This is a genomic window from Paenibacillus andongensis (assembly GCF_025369935.1).
Lineage (GTDB): Bacteria > Bacillota > Bacilli > Paenibacillales > NBRC-103111 > Paenibacillus_E > Paenibacillus_E andongensis.
Genome location: NZ_CP104467.1, coordinates 3,237,106 through 3,253,102, shown reverse-complemented (window position 1 = coordinate 3,253,102; position 15,997 = coordinate 3,237,106). Strand labels below are relative to the sequence as shown.

Annotated in this window: 15 protein-coding genes; all 15 read right to left on the bottom strand. The window is 42.9% G+C overall.

Going from position 1 to position 15,997, the window contains the following annotated elements; translation table 11 throughout:
- Positions 1-17: 17 nt before the first annotated feature.
- Complete coding sequence (locus NYR53_RS14230; protein WP_261305768.1) at positions 18-2,312, bottom strand: penicillin-binding transpeptidase domain-containing protein; 2,295 nt, start codon at positions 2,310-2,312, stop codon at positions 18-20.
- A gap of 16 nt (positions 2,313-2,328) precedes the next feature.
- Positions 2,329-2,763 (bottom strand): septum formation initiator family protein, encoded by a 435-nt coding sequence (locus NYR53_RS14225; RefSeq protein WP_261305767.1) that lies wholly within the window; start codon positions 2,761-2,763, stop codon positions 2,329-2,331.
- An 87-nt stretch (positions 2,764-2,850) separates the two neighbouring features.
- Positions 2,851-3,801 carry a 16S rRNA (cytosine(1402)-N(4))-methyltransferase RsmH gene (gene rsmH, locus NYR53_RS14220; protein WP_261305766.1) on the bottom strand — a complete coding sequence of 317 codons (951 nt, stop codon included), beginning with the start codon at positions 3,799-3,801 and terminating at the stop codon, positions 2,851-2,853.
- A 90-nt stretch (positions 3,802-3,891) separates the two neighbouring features.
- On the bottom strand, positions 3,892-4,329 hold the full coding sequence (gene mraZ / locus NYR53_RS14215; protein ID WP_029196525.1) for a division/cell wall cluster transcriptional repressor MraZ: 438 nt from the start codon (positions 4,327-4,329) through the stop codon (positions 3,892-3,894).
- A gap of 124 nt (positions 4,330-4,453) precedes the next feature.
- A complete protein-coding gene (locus NYR53_RS14210) occupies positions 4,454-5,572 on the bottom strand; it encodes a DUF4349 domain-containing protein (RefSeq protein ID WP_261305765.1) in 1,119 nt (372 codons plus the stop codon).
- Between the two features lie 142 nt (positions 5,573-5,714).
- Positions 5,715-5,879 carry a hypothetical protein gene (locus tag NYR53_RS14205; RefSeq protein ID WP_261305764.1) on the bottom strand — a complete coding sequence of 55 codons (165 nt, stop codon included), beginning with the start codon at positions 5,877-5,879 and terminating at the stop codon, positions 5,715-5,717.
- 44 nt (positions 5,880-5,923) lie between these two features.
- A complete protein-coding gene (locus tag NYR53_RS14200) occupies positions 5,924-6,217 on the bottom strand; it encodes a hypothetical protein (RefSeq protein WP_261305763.1) in 294 nt (97 codons plus the stop codon).
- Between the two features lie 237 nt (positions 6,218-6,454).
- The gene (locus tag NYR53_RS14195) at positions 6,455-7,717 is read right to left on the bottom strand and encodes an adenosylhomocysteinase (RefSeq protein WP_261305762.1); all 1,263 of its coding nucleotides are present in this window, start codon (positions 7,715-7,717) and stop codon (positions 6,455-6,457) included.
- 12 nt (positions 7,718-7,729) lie between these two features.
- The gene (gene bshC / locus NYR53_RS14190; RefSeq protein WP_261305761.1) at positions 7,730-9,364 is read right to left on the bottom strand and encodes a bacillithiol biosynthesis cysteine-adding enzyme BshC; all 1,635 of its coding nucleotides are present in this window, start codon (positions 9,362-9,364) and stop codon (positions 7,730-7,732) included.
- 143 nt (positions 9,365-9,507) lie between these two features.
- Positions 9,508-10,470, bottom strand: coding sequence for an ABC transporter ATP-binding protein (locus NYR53_RS14185; RefSeq protein ID WP_261305760.1), 963 nt, complete (start codon positions 10,468-10,470; stop codon positions 9,508-9,510).
- Complete coding sequence (locus NYR53_RS14180; protein ID WP_290428996.1) at positions 10,463-11,500, bottom strand: ABC transporter ATP-binding protein; 1,038 nt, start codon at positions 11,498-11,500, stop codon at positions 10,463-10,465. Before NYR53_RS14180 ends, NYR53_RS14185 begins: the two co-directional genes overlap by 8 nt.
- A gap of 13 nt (positions 11,501-11,513) precedes the next feature.
- Positions 11,514-12,446: an ABC transporter permease gene (locus NYR53_RS14175; protein WP_261305759.1), complete on the bottom strand. Its 933-nt coding sequence runs from the start codon at positions 12,444-12,446 to the stop codon at positions 11,514-11,516.
- A 3-nt stretch (positions 12,447-12,449) separates the two neighbouring features.
- Positions 12,450-13,382 carry an ABC transporter permease gene (locus tag NYR53_RS14170; RefSeq protein WP_261305758.1) on the bottom strand — a complete coding sequence of 311 codons (933 nt, stop codon included), beginning with the start codon at positions 13,380-13,382 and terminating at the stop codon, positions 12,450-12,452.
- A 102-nt stretch (positions 13,383-13,484) separates the two neighbouring features.
- A complete protein-coding gene (locus NYR53_RS14165; RefSeq protein ID WP_261305757.1) occupies positions 13,485-15,167 on the bottom strand; it encodes a peptide ABC transporter substrate-binding protein in 1,683 nt (560 codons plus the stop codon).
- A 416-nt stretch (positions 15,168-15,583) separates the two neighbouring features.
- The gene (locus tag NYR53_RS14160) at positions 15,584-15,985 is read right to left on the bottom strand and encodes a DUF3397 domain-containing protein (protein WP_261305756.1); all 402 of its coding nucleotides are present in this window, start codon (positions 15,983-15,985) and stop codon (positions 15,584-15,586) included.
- Between the last annotated feature and the right edge of the window lie 12 nt (positions 15,986-15,997).

Sequence of the window (15,997 nt, the reverse complement as noted above, 5' to 3'; positions counted from 1 at the left end):
TTAGAACAAGCTCTCCGTTAAGGTGTCTTTTTGGCCGTAGATCGCTGCGTTTCAGCTTTCGTATTTGACGCTGGTGTTGGCGCTGGTGTCGGCGTTGATGTAGGTGTTGCTGAACTTTCAGCTGATGATTTATCGCTTAATGGCTTGAGCTGCAAAGTCACTTTTCTTCCCTCACCTTCCCCCGAAATGGCCTGATCCGAGACATATCCTTCACCGGAGGTTTGACAGTCCACTTTAAAGAAAGAACAAGCTTCAACTGCATCTCGAAGTGATCTACCGACCAAGTTAGGCAGCGGCATTTCATCAACAGTTTGCATAGCAACATATATTCGTTGTGTAGATAAGATTTCAGTACCTGCTTTCGGAAATTGATCCACAACCTTGGCTCCCTTACCGAAAACCTCAAGTGTCAAACCGCTCTCCTTTGCAGTAGCCCTGGCGCTTTCTGCTGCTCCATCTACAAAATTAGGCACAGTAAGCTTATTCGCTTCCTTCGCGACCATTTTGGTTTGCTTATTCGAAGCAACGCCCATATACTGCAGCGATTCACCTACAATTTCTTTAAATGCAGGAGCTAATACCTGCCCTCCTAAGTGATAGTTACCGCCTAGATCAGGTTGATCGGCGATCAATGTAACTAAAATACGAGGATTTTCAGCAGGAGCATACCCAATAAAGGAAATAACCCATGAATCCGTGGAATAGGTCTTTTCACCGGGAAGGACTAAGTTAGCTGTTCCAGTCTTTCCTGCGACACGGTAGTCCTCCATAAAGGCAAGTTTACCTGTACCAATCTCTTGGTCGGATACAACTTGTTCTAAATACCCGGTCACCTGTTTAGCTGTCTTTTCACTTACGACTTGCCTAACGACTTGCGGCGCAAAAGATTGAATGGTTTTCCCAGTCTTCGGATCGACAATATCCTTCACAATGTGAGGCCACATTAATTTGCCACCGTTGGCCATCGCAGCATAAGCGGCTGTTTGTTGAATGGCTGTAACAACGACCTTTCCTTGACCATATGTTGCCGTTGCAAACTCAGATGGATATTTCATGTCGATTAAACCGGAAACTTCATTCGGCATATCAATATTTGTTTTTTGATCGAATCCAAATTTATTAATGTATTCTTTCAACTTTGGAGAAGTTAATTTCTCGTAACCCAATTTAACGAAGGCCACGTTACTGGAGCGTTTAAGGCCATCTAAGAAAGATATTTTACCCCACCCAACACGGTTATGGTCATGAAGCTCTCTATCTTCAACCTTAATACTACCGGACTGGTACATCTCATTCGGATTAAATAGACCCTCTTCTACTGCAGCAGCTAACGTCACTATTTTAAACGTAGAGCCTGGCTCATAACGAGAAGCTACCGCATTATTTTTGAAATCACTTTGATCTTTAATCGTCCAATACGTATTGGGGTTAAAGGTAGGCGTATTCGCCATGCCCAGAATTTCCATCGTTTGCGGATCAACTGCAATCGCCGTCAAGCTCTTCGGGTGCCATTTGTCATTTACTTTTGCGAGTGCGCTCTCTAGATAGAATTGTATATTTTTGTCAATGGTGAGTCTCACATTGTTCCCGTCTTGCGCTGGCTTGAAATTGATCTTGGAATCCGGAAGTTCAACACCCTTCCCGTCCTTCTCATAACTTAGCATCCCAGGAACACCTTTAAGGGTTTCGTCTAGTTTAAGTTCTAGTCCTATCGCAGCTTCGCCTTCTTTATTCGTATATCCTAGTATGTGAGAGGCTAGTGTTTCACCAGGATAATAGCGTTTCTTATCTTCTAAAATAGTAATTCCTACGTTAGCTTTACCGTTTAACTTGAGTTTTGTTTGAAGAGCTGAAATTAACGCACGAACTTGATCAGCCTTCTCTTTCTCAATCTTCCAACCTTCATTTCTAATCTCCGTATATACCGAAAAATCCGTTCCATCCGGCTTCATTTTCGTAGCGCGATCTCGGATTTTATTGACAAGCGTCGGCTTCGTTACATCCGATTCTTTCAAAATTTCCGCTAATCCTTGCGTAACATCCTCAGCGATTTTATAACTATCAATCATTTTGGGATTTAGCGCGATGGTATACGACGTCGCTTCTACAGCTAGCACTTTGTTGTTTCGGTCCAGGATGGATCCCCTTACCGGATTAATCGTCTTATCTGTTTCCCATCTTTTTTCGGCTTTCTCTAGCAACCATGAAGCTTCTACCACTTGAATCCAATAGACTTTAGTTATGAGGACAACAAAAAGAAGGGTGAAGAACCCTCCAATTAGCAAAGATCGCAACTTAATTTTTTTTGTCATATGAAATACCTGCCCATTACGGTTTAGATGCTACTTTAGTATTTTTGCTGCTGCTTGTATTTGATTTTGTTTTCTCTGGAGTGACTAGACTTACTTTCTTTTCATCTCCTAAATTAAACCCAAGCCGTACAGCCTCACCCTTCATACGTTCAGGACTTTGCAGCTTTTCTACTTCTTGCTTCAAAGCACTGTTCTGAGCTTGCATCTCACGAATATCACTTTGCATTTTCAAAATATTGGCATTCATCTGATAAATAGCCGCGTAGCGCCAGATAATTACGCCAGCCACAATGACACAAAGGATTACCGTGAATAAATAGAGCATCTTCTCTTGTGTCGGTAATGTTTTATTGCGATATACAACCTTCGTTTTTTCTTTGATCTTCACTTTAGGTGCTGGTGCCGAACGTTTTGGATCAAGAGCCAAATTGCCTTGGATATAAGATGGCATATTTTAGTTCCTCCCTTGTGTTTATTTGGGGTCCCCGCAAAGTAATAGGAATAAGCTTCCGAGCTTGTCTTAACTCTGTGGTGTAATTTAAAGCTTTTCAGCGATTCGCAACTTTGCAGATCTTGCTCTTTGATTGACTTCAAGCTCATATTCGCTTGGTAAAATTGGTTTTCGTGTTACTAATTTGACTACGCCGGTCTTCTCGCAAACGCAAAATGGAAGATCCGAAGGACAGGTACATTTTTCAACGTTTTTCACAAAAAATTGTTTGCATATGCGATCTTCCAGTGAGTGGAAGGTAATTACAGCAACTCTGCCTTGTGGGGCTAGGCAACGGAGTGATTGCTCCAATGCTTCTTCAAAAGCTCCCAGCTCATCGTTCACCGCGATACGCAGCGCTTGGAAACTTCGCTTCGCTGGGTGACCGCCGGTTCTTCTTGCTGCTGCAGGAATACCTTCCTTGATCAGCTCCACCAGCTCGCCAGTCGTTTCAATCGGTTGTTTGGTCCGAGCTTCCACAATGACGCTCGCGATCCGCCTGGAAAACTTTTCTTCGCCATATTCAAACAAAATTCGCGCAATTTTGTCCGCAGGCCACTCATTGACGATCGTTTTGGCGGTTAATTCCGTCGAGCGATCCATCCTCATGTCGAGCTCTGCATCATGGTTGTAGCTGAAGCCGCGATCCCCATCATCAAGTTGAGGAGACGAAACGCCAAGATCGAAGAGTATCCCATCAACCTGTGGCTTGCCATCACGAAGTGCTCTAGGCTCATTTTGGAGCACCTGCTCCAGCTCTCTAAAATTGCTTTTTACGATTTTCACGCGATCCAGGTAAGGCGCTAACACGGTTTGAGCATTCGCTAATGCGACATCATCCTGATCTAGAGCAATCAACAAGCCATTTGGACCTAATTTAGATGCAATCAGGGAACTATGTCCTGCCCCTCCCATCGTACAATCCACGTAAACGCCATCTGGCTTTATATGTAAACCTTCAACAGATTCTTCCTTTAGTACCGTCACATGATGAAACACTTGGTGTCCTCCTAAGAGCTTTGCTTTAGCAAAGCTTTCTACGTAAGCATTAGCTAAGTTTTGCCTTAGCAAAACTATCTTCGTAAGCCTCTATAAATCAAAATTAAAATCGACGAGTTTCTCAGCTATTTCATTGAATGACTGTTCGGATTCATTGGCATAGCTTTCCCAAATTTGCTTGCTCCAAATCTCAACTCGGTTGGAAACACCGATAACCACACAATCCTTTTCAAGCTTGGCATGGTCAACTAGGTTACCTGGAATGTTCGCTCTACCTTGTTTATCGAGGTCACACTCCGTTGCACCGGAGAAGAAGAACCGGGTGAAGGCACGCGCATCTGATTTCATTAACGGCAGTGCTTTGAGCTTCTGCTCGAGTATCGCCCACTCCGATTGCGGATAAACGAATAAGCACTGATCCAGACCGCGGGTGATGACAAATGAGTCGCCGAGGGCTTCGCGAAACTTGGCCGGGATGATCATTCGGCCCTTCTCGTCGATGCTATGTTGATATTCACCCATGAACATAGCATGGCGCCCCCTTTCCCTCCACTTTGTACCACTTTCCACCACATTTGAATCAATATTCGCTAAAAATAAAAGAAATCCTGCTACGAGAGCAGGATTTTCAAAATTATTTTCAATTTTAGGTCTATTCTGCGTCTTTTGTTCCTTGTTTCTCATCTTCAAGTGCGTTTAAAGAAGCATTTTGTTCTTTGAGTTGAAATCGCATCTCTTGCAGTTGTCTATTTCTTTTGCGTCTGAATACCCAGATCGGTATACCGATCAGCAGGCCAATGACGAGAATCGGAAATGCAGCTGCAAGGAAAACGAGAATACCTTGCATGACGGCAACTAGTACATTTAGGCTAGAATTCCATGCTTTTTGAATACGTTCCATTAGTGTTAACTGATTAGGATCAGATAGCAGCGGCTTATTACCCGTTTGCTGGTACATACGAAGCTCAATCGTCGAGAATGAGACATTTTGATCCAAATACCTAATCCGGCCCTTTATCTGTTCAATCGCTTCCTGTACCTTGGACAACTCGTTTGAGAAAGCGAGCAGCTCATCTGTTTTTGAAGCCTTCTCCATAAAGCCCAATAGTCGGGTTTCAACCATTTGTTTGGCTTTGAGGCGTGAATTAAGATCCACATACTCCTCTGTGACATCCTGCCCTTGTACATTCCTTTGGAGCGATGGACTCATCTTCTCTAAGCCATCTAGCAAGGACACAAACCCATTTGCTGCGACTTTGATTGTATATGTCCCCCCACGCTCCCCCGTATTCGCATTTTCCGAAAACTGCAGAATGTATGCCCCACTAAGCGCTACTAGATCCCGGAGGGCTGTCTGAGCTTTGCTGTAGTCCTCTACTGGCATAACCAAGTTAGCTCGGTAGATTAACTTGCGATTAAATCCAGCTGCTTCATCGTTTCCCGTTGCTGGCATGACCGTGATCGGTGCATTTTTCACTTCCGTAGGCGCTTGCTCTGCCGCTTTTCCTCCAGCTGCAGCAGCAGGTGCTGCGGACTTAGAGTCATGTGCAGATTCTGGCTTTACGGCGTCACTCGTCGCTGCCATATTCATGTCTTTTGATGAAGCCGCTGACGAGTCATTTTTTGATGAACTACAGCCTGAAAGTAGACTAATTACTAATAAACATGTTGCTAACAGGAGTGAAAGCATACGACCAAATCTTTTCGTTTTGTTAGCATCAACACTGCTGTGCATGAACCTATCGTTTTCTTTGACTTTTAAGACCCCCATCTTGCCAACCCCTCGCTACCAAATATAGGTTATACACCCTATAAACGGGGGTCGTGTTCGAAAGGTTGCAAATCAGAGAGTAACTTAAACAAATAATCGCTGATAAAATAAGCCTTAACCTAGCCAAAGCATTGTTCCGCAATCATTGCGAAACAATTAAGAGCGTAAATCGCGCTTTCAGTGGAAGCTTTGCAAGCCAAGGCTCTTCGGCAGAGTCTGAGAAGCCGAAAATCGACTTCTCAGCAAGACCATCCTTCGCGTCCATTCTGAATAAGCGCGGATCGTACGAAGAGGAACTATTATTCAAGGCCACAATTACTGCAAAAGTGCAGATATTTTTGCTGAAATCGTTTAAAAGAGGAAAAGCCTGCTAAAACGCAGGAATTTTTTGATTTTCCATCCTGATATTATAAAAAGACCGAAAAAGCCTGCGCAATTGCAGGAATTTATGAACAGGGGCTGTTCAAAAGAAAAAAGCATGTACAATTGCAGGTTTACCACAACCACAGTCACTCCTTCTCGTTTAAAGCTCCCGCCAACCCAAAAAATATATTTTTTTATATTTTTACGAACAACCTCTGGAAAGGATTCTGCATGCATTTGCCAAAACCCATGAAAGTGATCTTTCAAGATTTTCTTGACCATGCCTTTTTTTTACGACTTTGGCTCACCCATCTTCTTCCTCTCTCCCATTTCCATTCTAAACACTTATCCACAGATCCGTATCATGCATAATTTCCTATACAAAACAAAGAACCTTCCAACCCACCCAAATAGTGGTCTGAAAGGTTCTAAAAGTTCTGAATTCTCTCCAAGCTCTTCAAAACTATGTTCTCAAAGCTCTTGCATGCTCAACAAGAAACCTTAAAGTTCCCCTACCTCTTAATGCTCCGCCCAGCTGTCCAGATACATCTTCTGCTCTTCTGTCAATGAGTCGATGCTAGTTCCCAGGGATTCCAATTTGAACCTGGCAACTTGCTCATCCAGCACATAAGGTACATTGACAACGGTTTTGCCTAATTTCTTGTACTCATCATTTACATATTTCAGGGACATAGCTTGCAGCGCAAATGTCATATCCATAATTTCAGCCGGATGACCATCGCCAGCAGCTAGGTTAACCAAACGTCCCTCAGCAAGTATGTATACTTTGCGACCGTCTGTTAGTTGGTACTCTTCAATATTGCGTCTTACTGTACGCTTTGAAGAAGACATTGCTTCAAGTTCCGGTTTGTTTACTTCAACATCAAAGTGGCCAGCATTCGAAAGAATCGCACCATCTTTCATTACTTTGTAGTGCTCTCCACGAATCACGTCACGATTACCCGTAACTGTCACGAAGAAATCACCCAGTTTGGCTGCTTCCAGCATTGGCATTACAGTGAAGCCATCCATGTAGGCTTCAACACCTTTAATGGCATCAATTTCTGTTACAATGACATTCGCGCCCAAACCTTTAGCACGCATAGCCACACCTTTACCACACCAGCCATAACCGACAACAACAACCGTTTTACCTGCTACAACCAAGTTGGTTGTACGGTTGATGCCATCCCAAACAGATTGACCCGTTCCATAACGATTGTCGAACAAGTATTTACAGAAAGCATCATTAACTGCAACCATCGGGAATTCAAGCTTGCCTTCTTTCTCCATCGCTTTCAAACGAAGAATACCTGTTGTTGTTTCTTCAGCTCCGCCGCGAACTTGTACAGCCAAATCTTTACGTTCGGAATGCAGGATAGAAACCAAATCGCCGCCATCATCAATGATCAGGTCAGGCTTCGTTTCGAGTGCTTTAATTAATAGCTCTTTGTATTCTTCCGGACTCGGATTGTATTTCGCAAAAACGGTAATCCCATCTTCAACAAGCGCCGCACAAACGTCATCTTGCGTAGATAGCGGATTGCTGCCCGTAATCGTTACTTCAGCTCCACCGGCTTTTACTACTTTGGCTAAATAGGCTGTTTTCGCTTCTAAATGCAAGGAAATCGCCACTTTCAATCCTTTAAAAGGCTGCTCTTTTTCAAATTGCTCACGAATACGATTCAAAACAGGCATATGCGCCTGGACCCAATCAATTTTCAAATGACCTTCAGGTGCTAGTGTTATATCAGCCACAATACTCTTTTCTACAGTTGTCATGTTCATTTCCTCCTATAAATAATAAATACGATGCAAACCATCCACAGGAATGGGCGTCTCAACTAAATCTCGAAGCCATTCATTCCCATACCGATTCATATAAGCACACCCATTATACACTCTTTCTTGAGGCTTGGCGAACGGTAATATCGTTAGTCTTATGCGTTCTAATTGTCGCAACGCCGCATCGAATTGTGTCTTATAGGCTTCTCCTGCTTTATTACGTAAAAAATCGATTTGCTCCAGAATTTTCGCTAAATTCGTTTCTCCAAGCTTTTTAACCCCGGGGTTGATCGCGGCAAGAGATTCCACAAGCGGAGCGTAGTTCACACTGAAATCGGATTTTACGGCTTCGAAGCGCTCATTCAATTGCAAGGTATCTTGCGCATCCAGCCATTCTTGCTTCTTGTGCTCAAAGCGCTCAAGAACATCCTCAAATGTAAAACCGTATTTGTTCATTTGCTTCAGAACTGTCCCCTCGATCAAAGTAAATTCCATGCGCGGAGCTATGATCGGCATTTTCATGCCAAACAGTTCAAAAGCATGCTTCGTCAGCGACCAATAAGCAATCTCCCCTGGTCCTAACACAGTAGCGAGCACAGGAAATAGAAATTCTTGCATAAGAGGCCGTGACATCACGTTATTACTTAAATTTTCGGGTGTTGTTAATGCTAGATCTTGAAGCTGCTGTCTCGTATAACTATTTTCCTTCTTCTTATCTGTAAATCGTTCTCCTTCACGATGCAGCAGCAGCCGCTGTCCATCTGCAAATACAAATAAATTAGCTCCATCTTTGCTTATTTCAGCTTGACTCTCATATCCTGCTTGCTGAGCAGCATCCTGACTCTTCTGCAACGATCCTGAGAATGCTTCATTCTGTAGGATCAGCTTCTCAAACATAGGCGCTTCCAAAGCTCGCAGGGAAGGTTCATCGGAGTCTATAAGGACAAGACCGTATTCTCCAAAGAGGATAGCCATCCAGCGAGCAAAAGCATCCGATAATGTCGCCCCATCCTCTATTGTACCCTCCAGCTTAGCGATTAGCGAAGCTTTAAACTCTGTATCCATCAGAGATTGATCCAACGCGGTCAAGGCCTCTTTCCATGCATCAGGTTCAATAGGCAGTCTGCTAACGGATGTGCGCCGCCCTGTCGGATGATCAACCTTGATTTTCTCAATTTGCTGGGCATTTGATAGCGTAAACGTATGGTTCACTTCATCGAAATCATGATCCTCACCAGCGATCCAAAAGATCGGCACAACGGGCCGTTGTAATTTACCACTCCATTCACGAGCCAATTGAACAATGGTAATGGCTTTGTACAATACTAGCAGTGAACCGCCGAATAATCCGGCTTGTTGGCCACCAACAATAGCAAGTGTATTCTTATCAGCCAATTTCGAGATTTGGTCAAATGCAGCCTGTGCATTCCCAATTTTCTCATTATATTTCTGTAAAACTTGCACCAAGCGTCCTCGATCAACTTGAGGAGAAGTCTTTGGTTCATCCAACCATTGCGCTCTGGATTGCCAGTCTTCCAAGTTTCCGAAATGGTAAGGATATAAAGCCTTAGCATTATCCGTTTGAGCTATGTAATCTTCCGCTAACTTCTGATTTTTCTTCCAATGAAAAGTTTCCATTTGCATACGCGACTAGTGTCTCCTCTTCATACCAAATAAAACGACTATTCTTTGATTGTACACGTAAGGTCAGCAATCGTCAAAACTGTATTTTTAATAATTACAATTGGACATGAAAAAGCCGTCCCTGAAGGGACGGCTGGATAATCTTAATACAAATGACAAGCTACGAAGTGATTGGGTTCCACTTCTTTGGATGTCGGCATCGATTCCGCACACTGCGGCATTGCTTGCGGACAACGCGTACGGAACGGACATCCACTAGGCGGATTAAGCGGACTTGGTACATCACCTTGTAGAATGATGCGCTCACGTGTACGCTCAATTTCCGGATCTGGGATCGGAATCGCCGATAGCAGTGATTGTGTGTAAGGATGAAGCGGCTTCGCGTAGAGTGCGTCAGACGTCGTTACCTCCACAAGGTTACCAAGGTACATAACGCCGATACGATCAGAAATATGCTTAACCATCGCCAAGTCATGCGCAATAAATAGGTAAGTTAAGCCCATTTCCTTCTGTAATCTTTTGAACAGGTTTACAACCTGAGCCTGTACGGAAACGTCCAATGCAGAGATCGGCTCATCCGCAATAATGAATTTCGGCTCAATCGCAAGCGCACGGGCAATCCCGATACGTTGACGCTGACCGCCGGAAAACTCATGCGGGAAACGGTTGGCATGCTCATCGTTCAAACCAACGGCGCGAAGCAATTCCATTACGCGCTCTTTGCGTTTAGCGCCTTTGTACAAACCATGAATATCAATACCTTCAGCAATGATATTTCCAACTGTCATACGAGGGTTCAAAGAAGCGTAAGGATCTTGGAATACCATTTGCATATTCCGATTAAAGTCTTTCAACTTCTTACCCTTCAATTTATGAACATCTTCACCGTCGAAAATAACTTCGCCTTCCGTTGCATCATAAAGCTTGATAATCGTTCTACCCGCAGTCGACTTCCCACATCCGGATTCCCCTACGAGACCAAATGTTTCACCGCGTTTAATTTCTATAGAGAAATTGTCAACAGCTTTCAAAATTTTACCGTTGCCAAGGTTAAAATGCTTCTTCATATTACGAATTTGTAAGATAGGTTGATTAGACTTAGACATGTTGATGACCTCCCACTCCTACAGGACGTTCAACCTTCGGTGCATCAGGGTGCAGCAACCAGCAAGCAGCACTGTGCGTCTCAGAAAGCGACGTATGCTCTGGATCTTCTTCCAAACAATGATTCATCGCATATGGACATCTTGCTGCAAAAGCACACCCTTTTGGAGGTGCGAATAGATCTGGTGGCGTTCCCGGAATTGGTACTAACTCCTCATTACTATTCGTATCCAAACGCGGCACTGAACGAAGCAAGCCCCATGTATACGGATGCTGCGGCTCATAGAAAATTTCATCTACTGTACCTTGCTCAATAATTTTCCCAGCGTACATAACGACAACACGTTGAGCCATATCTGCAACGACACCGAGATCGTGAGTAATTAAGATAATGGATGAGTCCGTTTTTTCAGATATCGTCTTCATCAAATCAATAATCTGAGCTTGAATCGTTACGTCTAGAGCTGTTGTTGGCTCATCTGCGATAAGCAGTTTTGGTGAACACGCAAGTGCGATAGCAATCATAACACGTTGACGCATACCACCGGAGAGCTCATGTGGATACTGATGAATACGGCCCTCTGGGGAGTTAATGCCTACAAGCTTGAGAATTTCAATCGCTTTCTCAGTTGCAGCTTTTTTACTCAAACCTTCATGCTTGATCAAACCTTCAGTAATTTGATCGCCGACTTTCATCGTCGGATTCAAAGAAGTCATCGGATCCTGGAAAATCATCCCCATTTCGGATCCGCGAATTTTCTCCATTTGCTTGTTCGAAAGCTTGGTAATATCCAATTTCCCGTCAAACATGATAGAACCGCTTTTTATATAGCTAGGCGGAGTAGGAATTAAACGCATGAGCGTTTGTGCCGTAACGGACTTACCGCAGCCGGATTCACCTACAATCGCCAACACTTCACCTTTTTTCAAAGAAAAAGATACGCCGCGAACAGCTTGAACTTCCCCTGCATATGTCCGGAAAGAAACTTTCAAATCTTTTACTTCAAGTAAATTGTTATTGGTGCTCATCATTATTCACCCCTTCTTACTTGCGCATTTTTGGATCAAGCGCATCACGAAGCCCGTCGCCGAGTAAATTGAAGCTTAATAGAATCAAGCTGAAAATAATAGTCGGGAAAATAAGGCGATGCGGATATAACCGAATATAGTTGGCGCCGTCAGAAAGCAAGTTACCCAGCGATGCGAGCGGCGGTTTAACACCTAGACCAATGAAGCTAAGGAACGCTTCAGTAAAGATAGCGGCTGGAACAACAAAGGTAATTTGCACGATGATGATACCTAAGGCATTAGGAATCAAGCTGCGCATAATAATTCTCATTGGCGATGCACCAAGTGTACGGGATGCAAGCACGAACTCTTGCTCTTTCAGCGTTAGCATTTGACCGCGCACCAAGCGTGCCATAGGAACCCAGCCCGTTATTGCCATGGCCAAAATAATAGAAGAAATACCGGAACCGATAACCATAATGAGCAGAATCGCGATCAGCAAGAAAGGAATCGCATAAACGATTTCAATCGCACGCTGCATGACTTCATCGACTTTCCCGCCGTAGTAAGCGGAAATACCACCATAGATAACACCGATAACCAAGTCAATCAGCGCGGCAACAATCCCGATAAACAATGAGATACGGGTTCCCCACCATACACGGGTCCAAAGATCGCGACCGAAGTCGTCTGTACCGAACCAGTGCTGGGCGTTAGGGGACACGTTCTTTATTTTAAGATCCTGCGTCTGATAATCGTAGCTTGAAACAAAAGGCACGATAATCGCGAGTACGATTAAAGCAACCAATATAATTAAGCCAGCCATAGCCAGTCTATTTTTCTTAAGTCGTCTCCAAGCGTCCTGCCAATAATTGAGCGAAGGTCTTACAATCCTTTCGCCAGTCAATGTTTCTTTTGCAACGGGAGCAAACTTGTAGCTATTCTCTGTTGCGTTTTTCGGAGTTTGCATGTATTATTTCCCGCCTTTCCCAAGACGAATTCTAGGGTCTACAAAACCATACACGATGTCTGTGATAAAGATAACCAAAATGAGAATGGCAGAATAGAAAATCGTTAATCCAGAAATCATAGTGTAATCGTTGGAATAAACCGATGAAACGAAGTGTTTACCTAAGCCTGGCACTGAGAAAATTTGTTCAACAACAAGAGTACCTGTAATAACGTTTACAAATATTGGGCCGATAATCGTGATAACTGGTAAAATCGCATTTCGAATCGTATGTTTCACAACAACCGTAAAGTTGGACAAACCTTTGGATTTAGCCGTTTTAATGTAATCTTGATTTAGAACGTCCAGCATCGAAGTACGCATCAAGCGAGCCAAAATGGCTATGGTTCCAAATGAAAGAGAAATCGCTGGCAATATGCGATAGCTTGGCCCTTTCCACAAACCTGCCGGAAGAATCCCCCATTTAACGCCAATATAGTACGAAAGCAATGGACCTAGAACAAATGATGGGATGGAAACACCCAAAATCGCGATAAACATAGCGGTGTAATCGCCTGCTTTATTATGCTTGAGCGCCGCAATAATTCCTAGTGTAAGACCAGCAATAATAGCAATAGCGATAGAGATCAACCCGAGTTCTAGTGAAGAAGGAAATGCTTGTTTGATAATATCAGTAACTTTGTGAGCAGGGAATTGAAAGGAAGCTCCTAGATCGCCATGGATGATGTTGTTCATGAATGTCAAATATTGTTCCCATAGTGGCTTATCTAAACCGTATTGCTTCATCAGCATCTCTTTCGTAGCCTTAGGAATCTTTTCGGCGCCTTCTCCCAGTGGATTACCTGGTAAGTTTTTCATCAATACGAATGTGAATGATGCAATAAGCCATAACGTAATAAGCGCATATAAGAAACGGCGAAGAATGAACTTAACCATAATGCTCCTCCTTTATTAAAATGAACAGCTGAGAAATTTAGAAGGGGCCGCTCCCACGAGGTGCGAACGGCCCCTTCTTGTAACACTTTAAGAAACTTTGGATTACTTAATCGAAGTCCATTTCAGTTCCCATTCTTGACCAAATGATGGAAGAATCAAACCGTTAACTGATGGCTTTTTCAAGTAAGCACGAGTACGGAAGTACAGCGGCGCTACACCTTGATCATCCATCAGGATTTTCTCAGCTTCAATCATTGCTTTCGCACGTTTGGAAGGATCAATTTCCGTTTGAGCTTGCTTAACAAGCGTATCATATTGCGGGTTGCTGTAGTCACCTTCATCAAACTCTCCACCAGTTACCCACATATCCAAGAATGTCATTGGATCGTTGTAATCCGCGCCCCATAGGGATAGAACGATTTCGAAGTCATGTTTGGAGGACAACTCGATACGCAATGCATGCGGAACTGGGTTCGCTTCTGCTTCGTATCCAAGGTTTTGTTTCCATTGTGCAAGAATGAACTCAAGTGATTTTTTCGCAGTTTCTGTATCGTCCGCGTTCACTTTCATTTTTGGAAGAGCTGTTAAACCAGCTTCTTTCAAACCTTCAGCAAGCAATTGTTTTGCTTTAGCAGCATCGAATTTAGGTTGTGTTTCGCCAGCGGATTTACGGAAATCCCCGCCTGCACCATCCGAAGTACCACCAGGTACTAAACCTGTAGAAGCCACAGATCCGTTAGCAAGAACAGTATCTACATACGCTTGGCGATCGATTGCCATACCTAGAGCTTGACGGATTTTCTTGTTAGCCAGGGCAGGAACTTTTTTCGTTTGGAACATCAGGTAAGAGTTAGTCAACTCAGGTTTAGGCAAGTTGTCTGGTTTACCTGCATATAGTTTAAGTTGATCGCGATTGATTTCAGCCAAATCAGCTGCATCTGTTTCGTACAAGTTAAGTCCTGTATTTGTATCTTTTACGATATTGATAGTTGCTTTCGTAAGCTTAACGTTAGCTGCATCCCAATATTTTTCGTTTTTAACAAGTTCAAGTGTTTGGCCATGATCCCATTTGCTTAAAATAAATGGACCTGCACCAATAACTTTATCAGCTTCTGCTCCATATTTATCGCCAGCTTTTGTAACGAAATCTTCTCTTTGTGGCAAGAAAGTTCCGAACGCAAGCATTTGTGTAAAGAAGGTAACTGGTTTCTCAAGTTTAATTTCAAGTTGTTTGTCGCTAATTGCTTTTACGCCAAGTGCATCTTGAGCTTTTTTAACATCTTCAGGTGTTTTTGCTTTCGTTACAGCTTCTCCACCTTTAATCCAAGCTACTACGAAGCTATATTGCCCTTTTGTTGCTGGATCCAATGTACGTTTGAAAGAATAAACAAAGTCTTGAGCTTTTACTGGTTGACCATCTGACCAGTTCGCATTGTCGCGAATGTCGATCGTGTAAGTTAGACCATCAGCTGAAATTTTAGGGAAATCTTTTGCAAGACCAGGAGTCGCTTTGCCGTCTTTGTCAGTACGATAAAGACCTTCATTAAATGCGCTAATGAATGTGAAAGCAGCATTAGCTGTTGCTTTGGAGCTATCCATAACAGGCGGCTCTGCAGTAAAGTTAATTTTAATTTCTTGCGGTTTGTTAGATGCCGCAGGAGCTGCCGTACCTTTAGTATCGCCAGTCGGTGATGCAGATGGTTCCTCTTTTTTGGCACAACCAATTGCCACACTACCCATAAGCGTTAATGCTACTGCTGTAGAAACCCATTTCGTCGCTTTCATATTAACTCCTCCTTTAAAATATGTATCTAAACATCTATGGTTAGGTGTTTTGATAGTTTTACTAACATAAACCTTACACCTTCAACCCAAGAACAAATGAAACCGCTTCACACATGTCAGCATATCTGACTTGAACCTCTGGTAAAAAAATTTACTAGAGTCTACGCAAGGAATTATAACATATAACTATGCTTTGTCCAGAGCTAATTTTAATTTCCATTCACTTCGATAATATTTTAATTCACCTTTGTTAAAATAATATGAAGAAGAATGTCCTTTACGGTTTCTAATTATACAACCATCGGTCAATAAAATCTAGACGGATTTCATTGTTATTTTCTACAATTCTTAAATAAATATTACAAACACATGCTAAAAATTGATTTATTCACAATATTTCCACAAACTTGTCTTGATTAGGTCGAAAATATATAATTTCTCCCTATATGCAGGAAAAATAGCAAGATATAAAGTGCTGATAGACCCAGAAAACTAAGTCTCCATACTACTCTGCTAACCTTTAATAATTCTGTTTTCCCTTTCAAATGCGTCTGATAACCACCAATGATTCCAAAAGCGATGAGCAGCACGAGCGCAATTAGCCAGAAACCAAAATTCGTATGAAAAAGTTGATTCCACATCAAAGAAACAGAGCCTAGCAGAAATAACGTCGTCACATCCATGGTAAGTCTTGTTGTCATTTTCTTATCTCTAAGAAAAACAAAAACTAGAAACCACAAAAGGATAAACGTAATAAACGGCGCCACTGCTAAGGCTGCATATATCGTGGATATCCAACTGGCTAGTACATTCATCATTAAGAATCACCT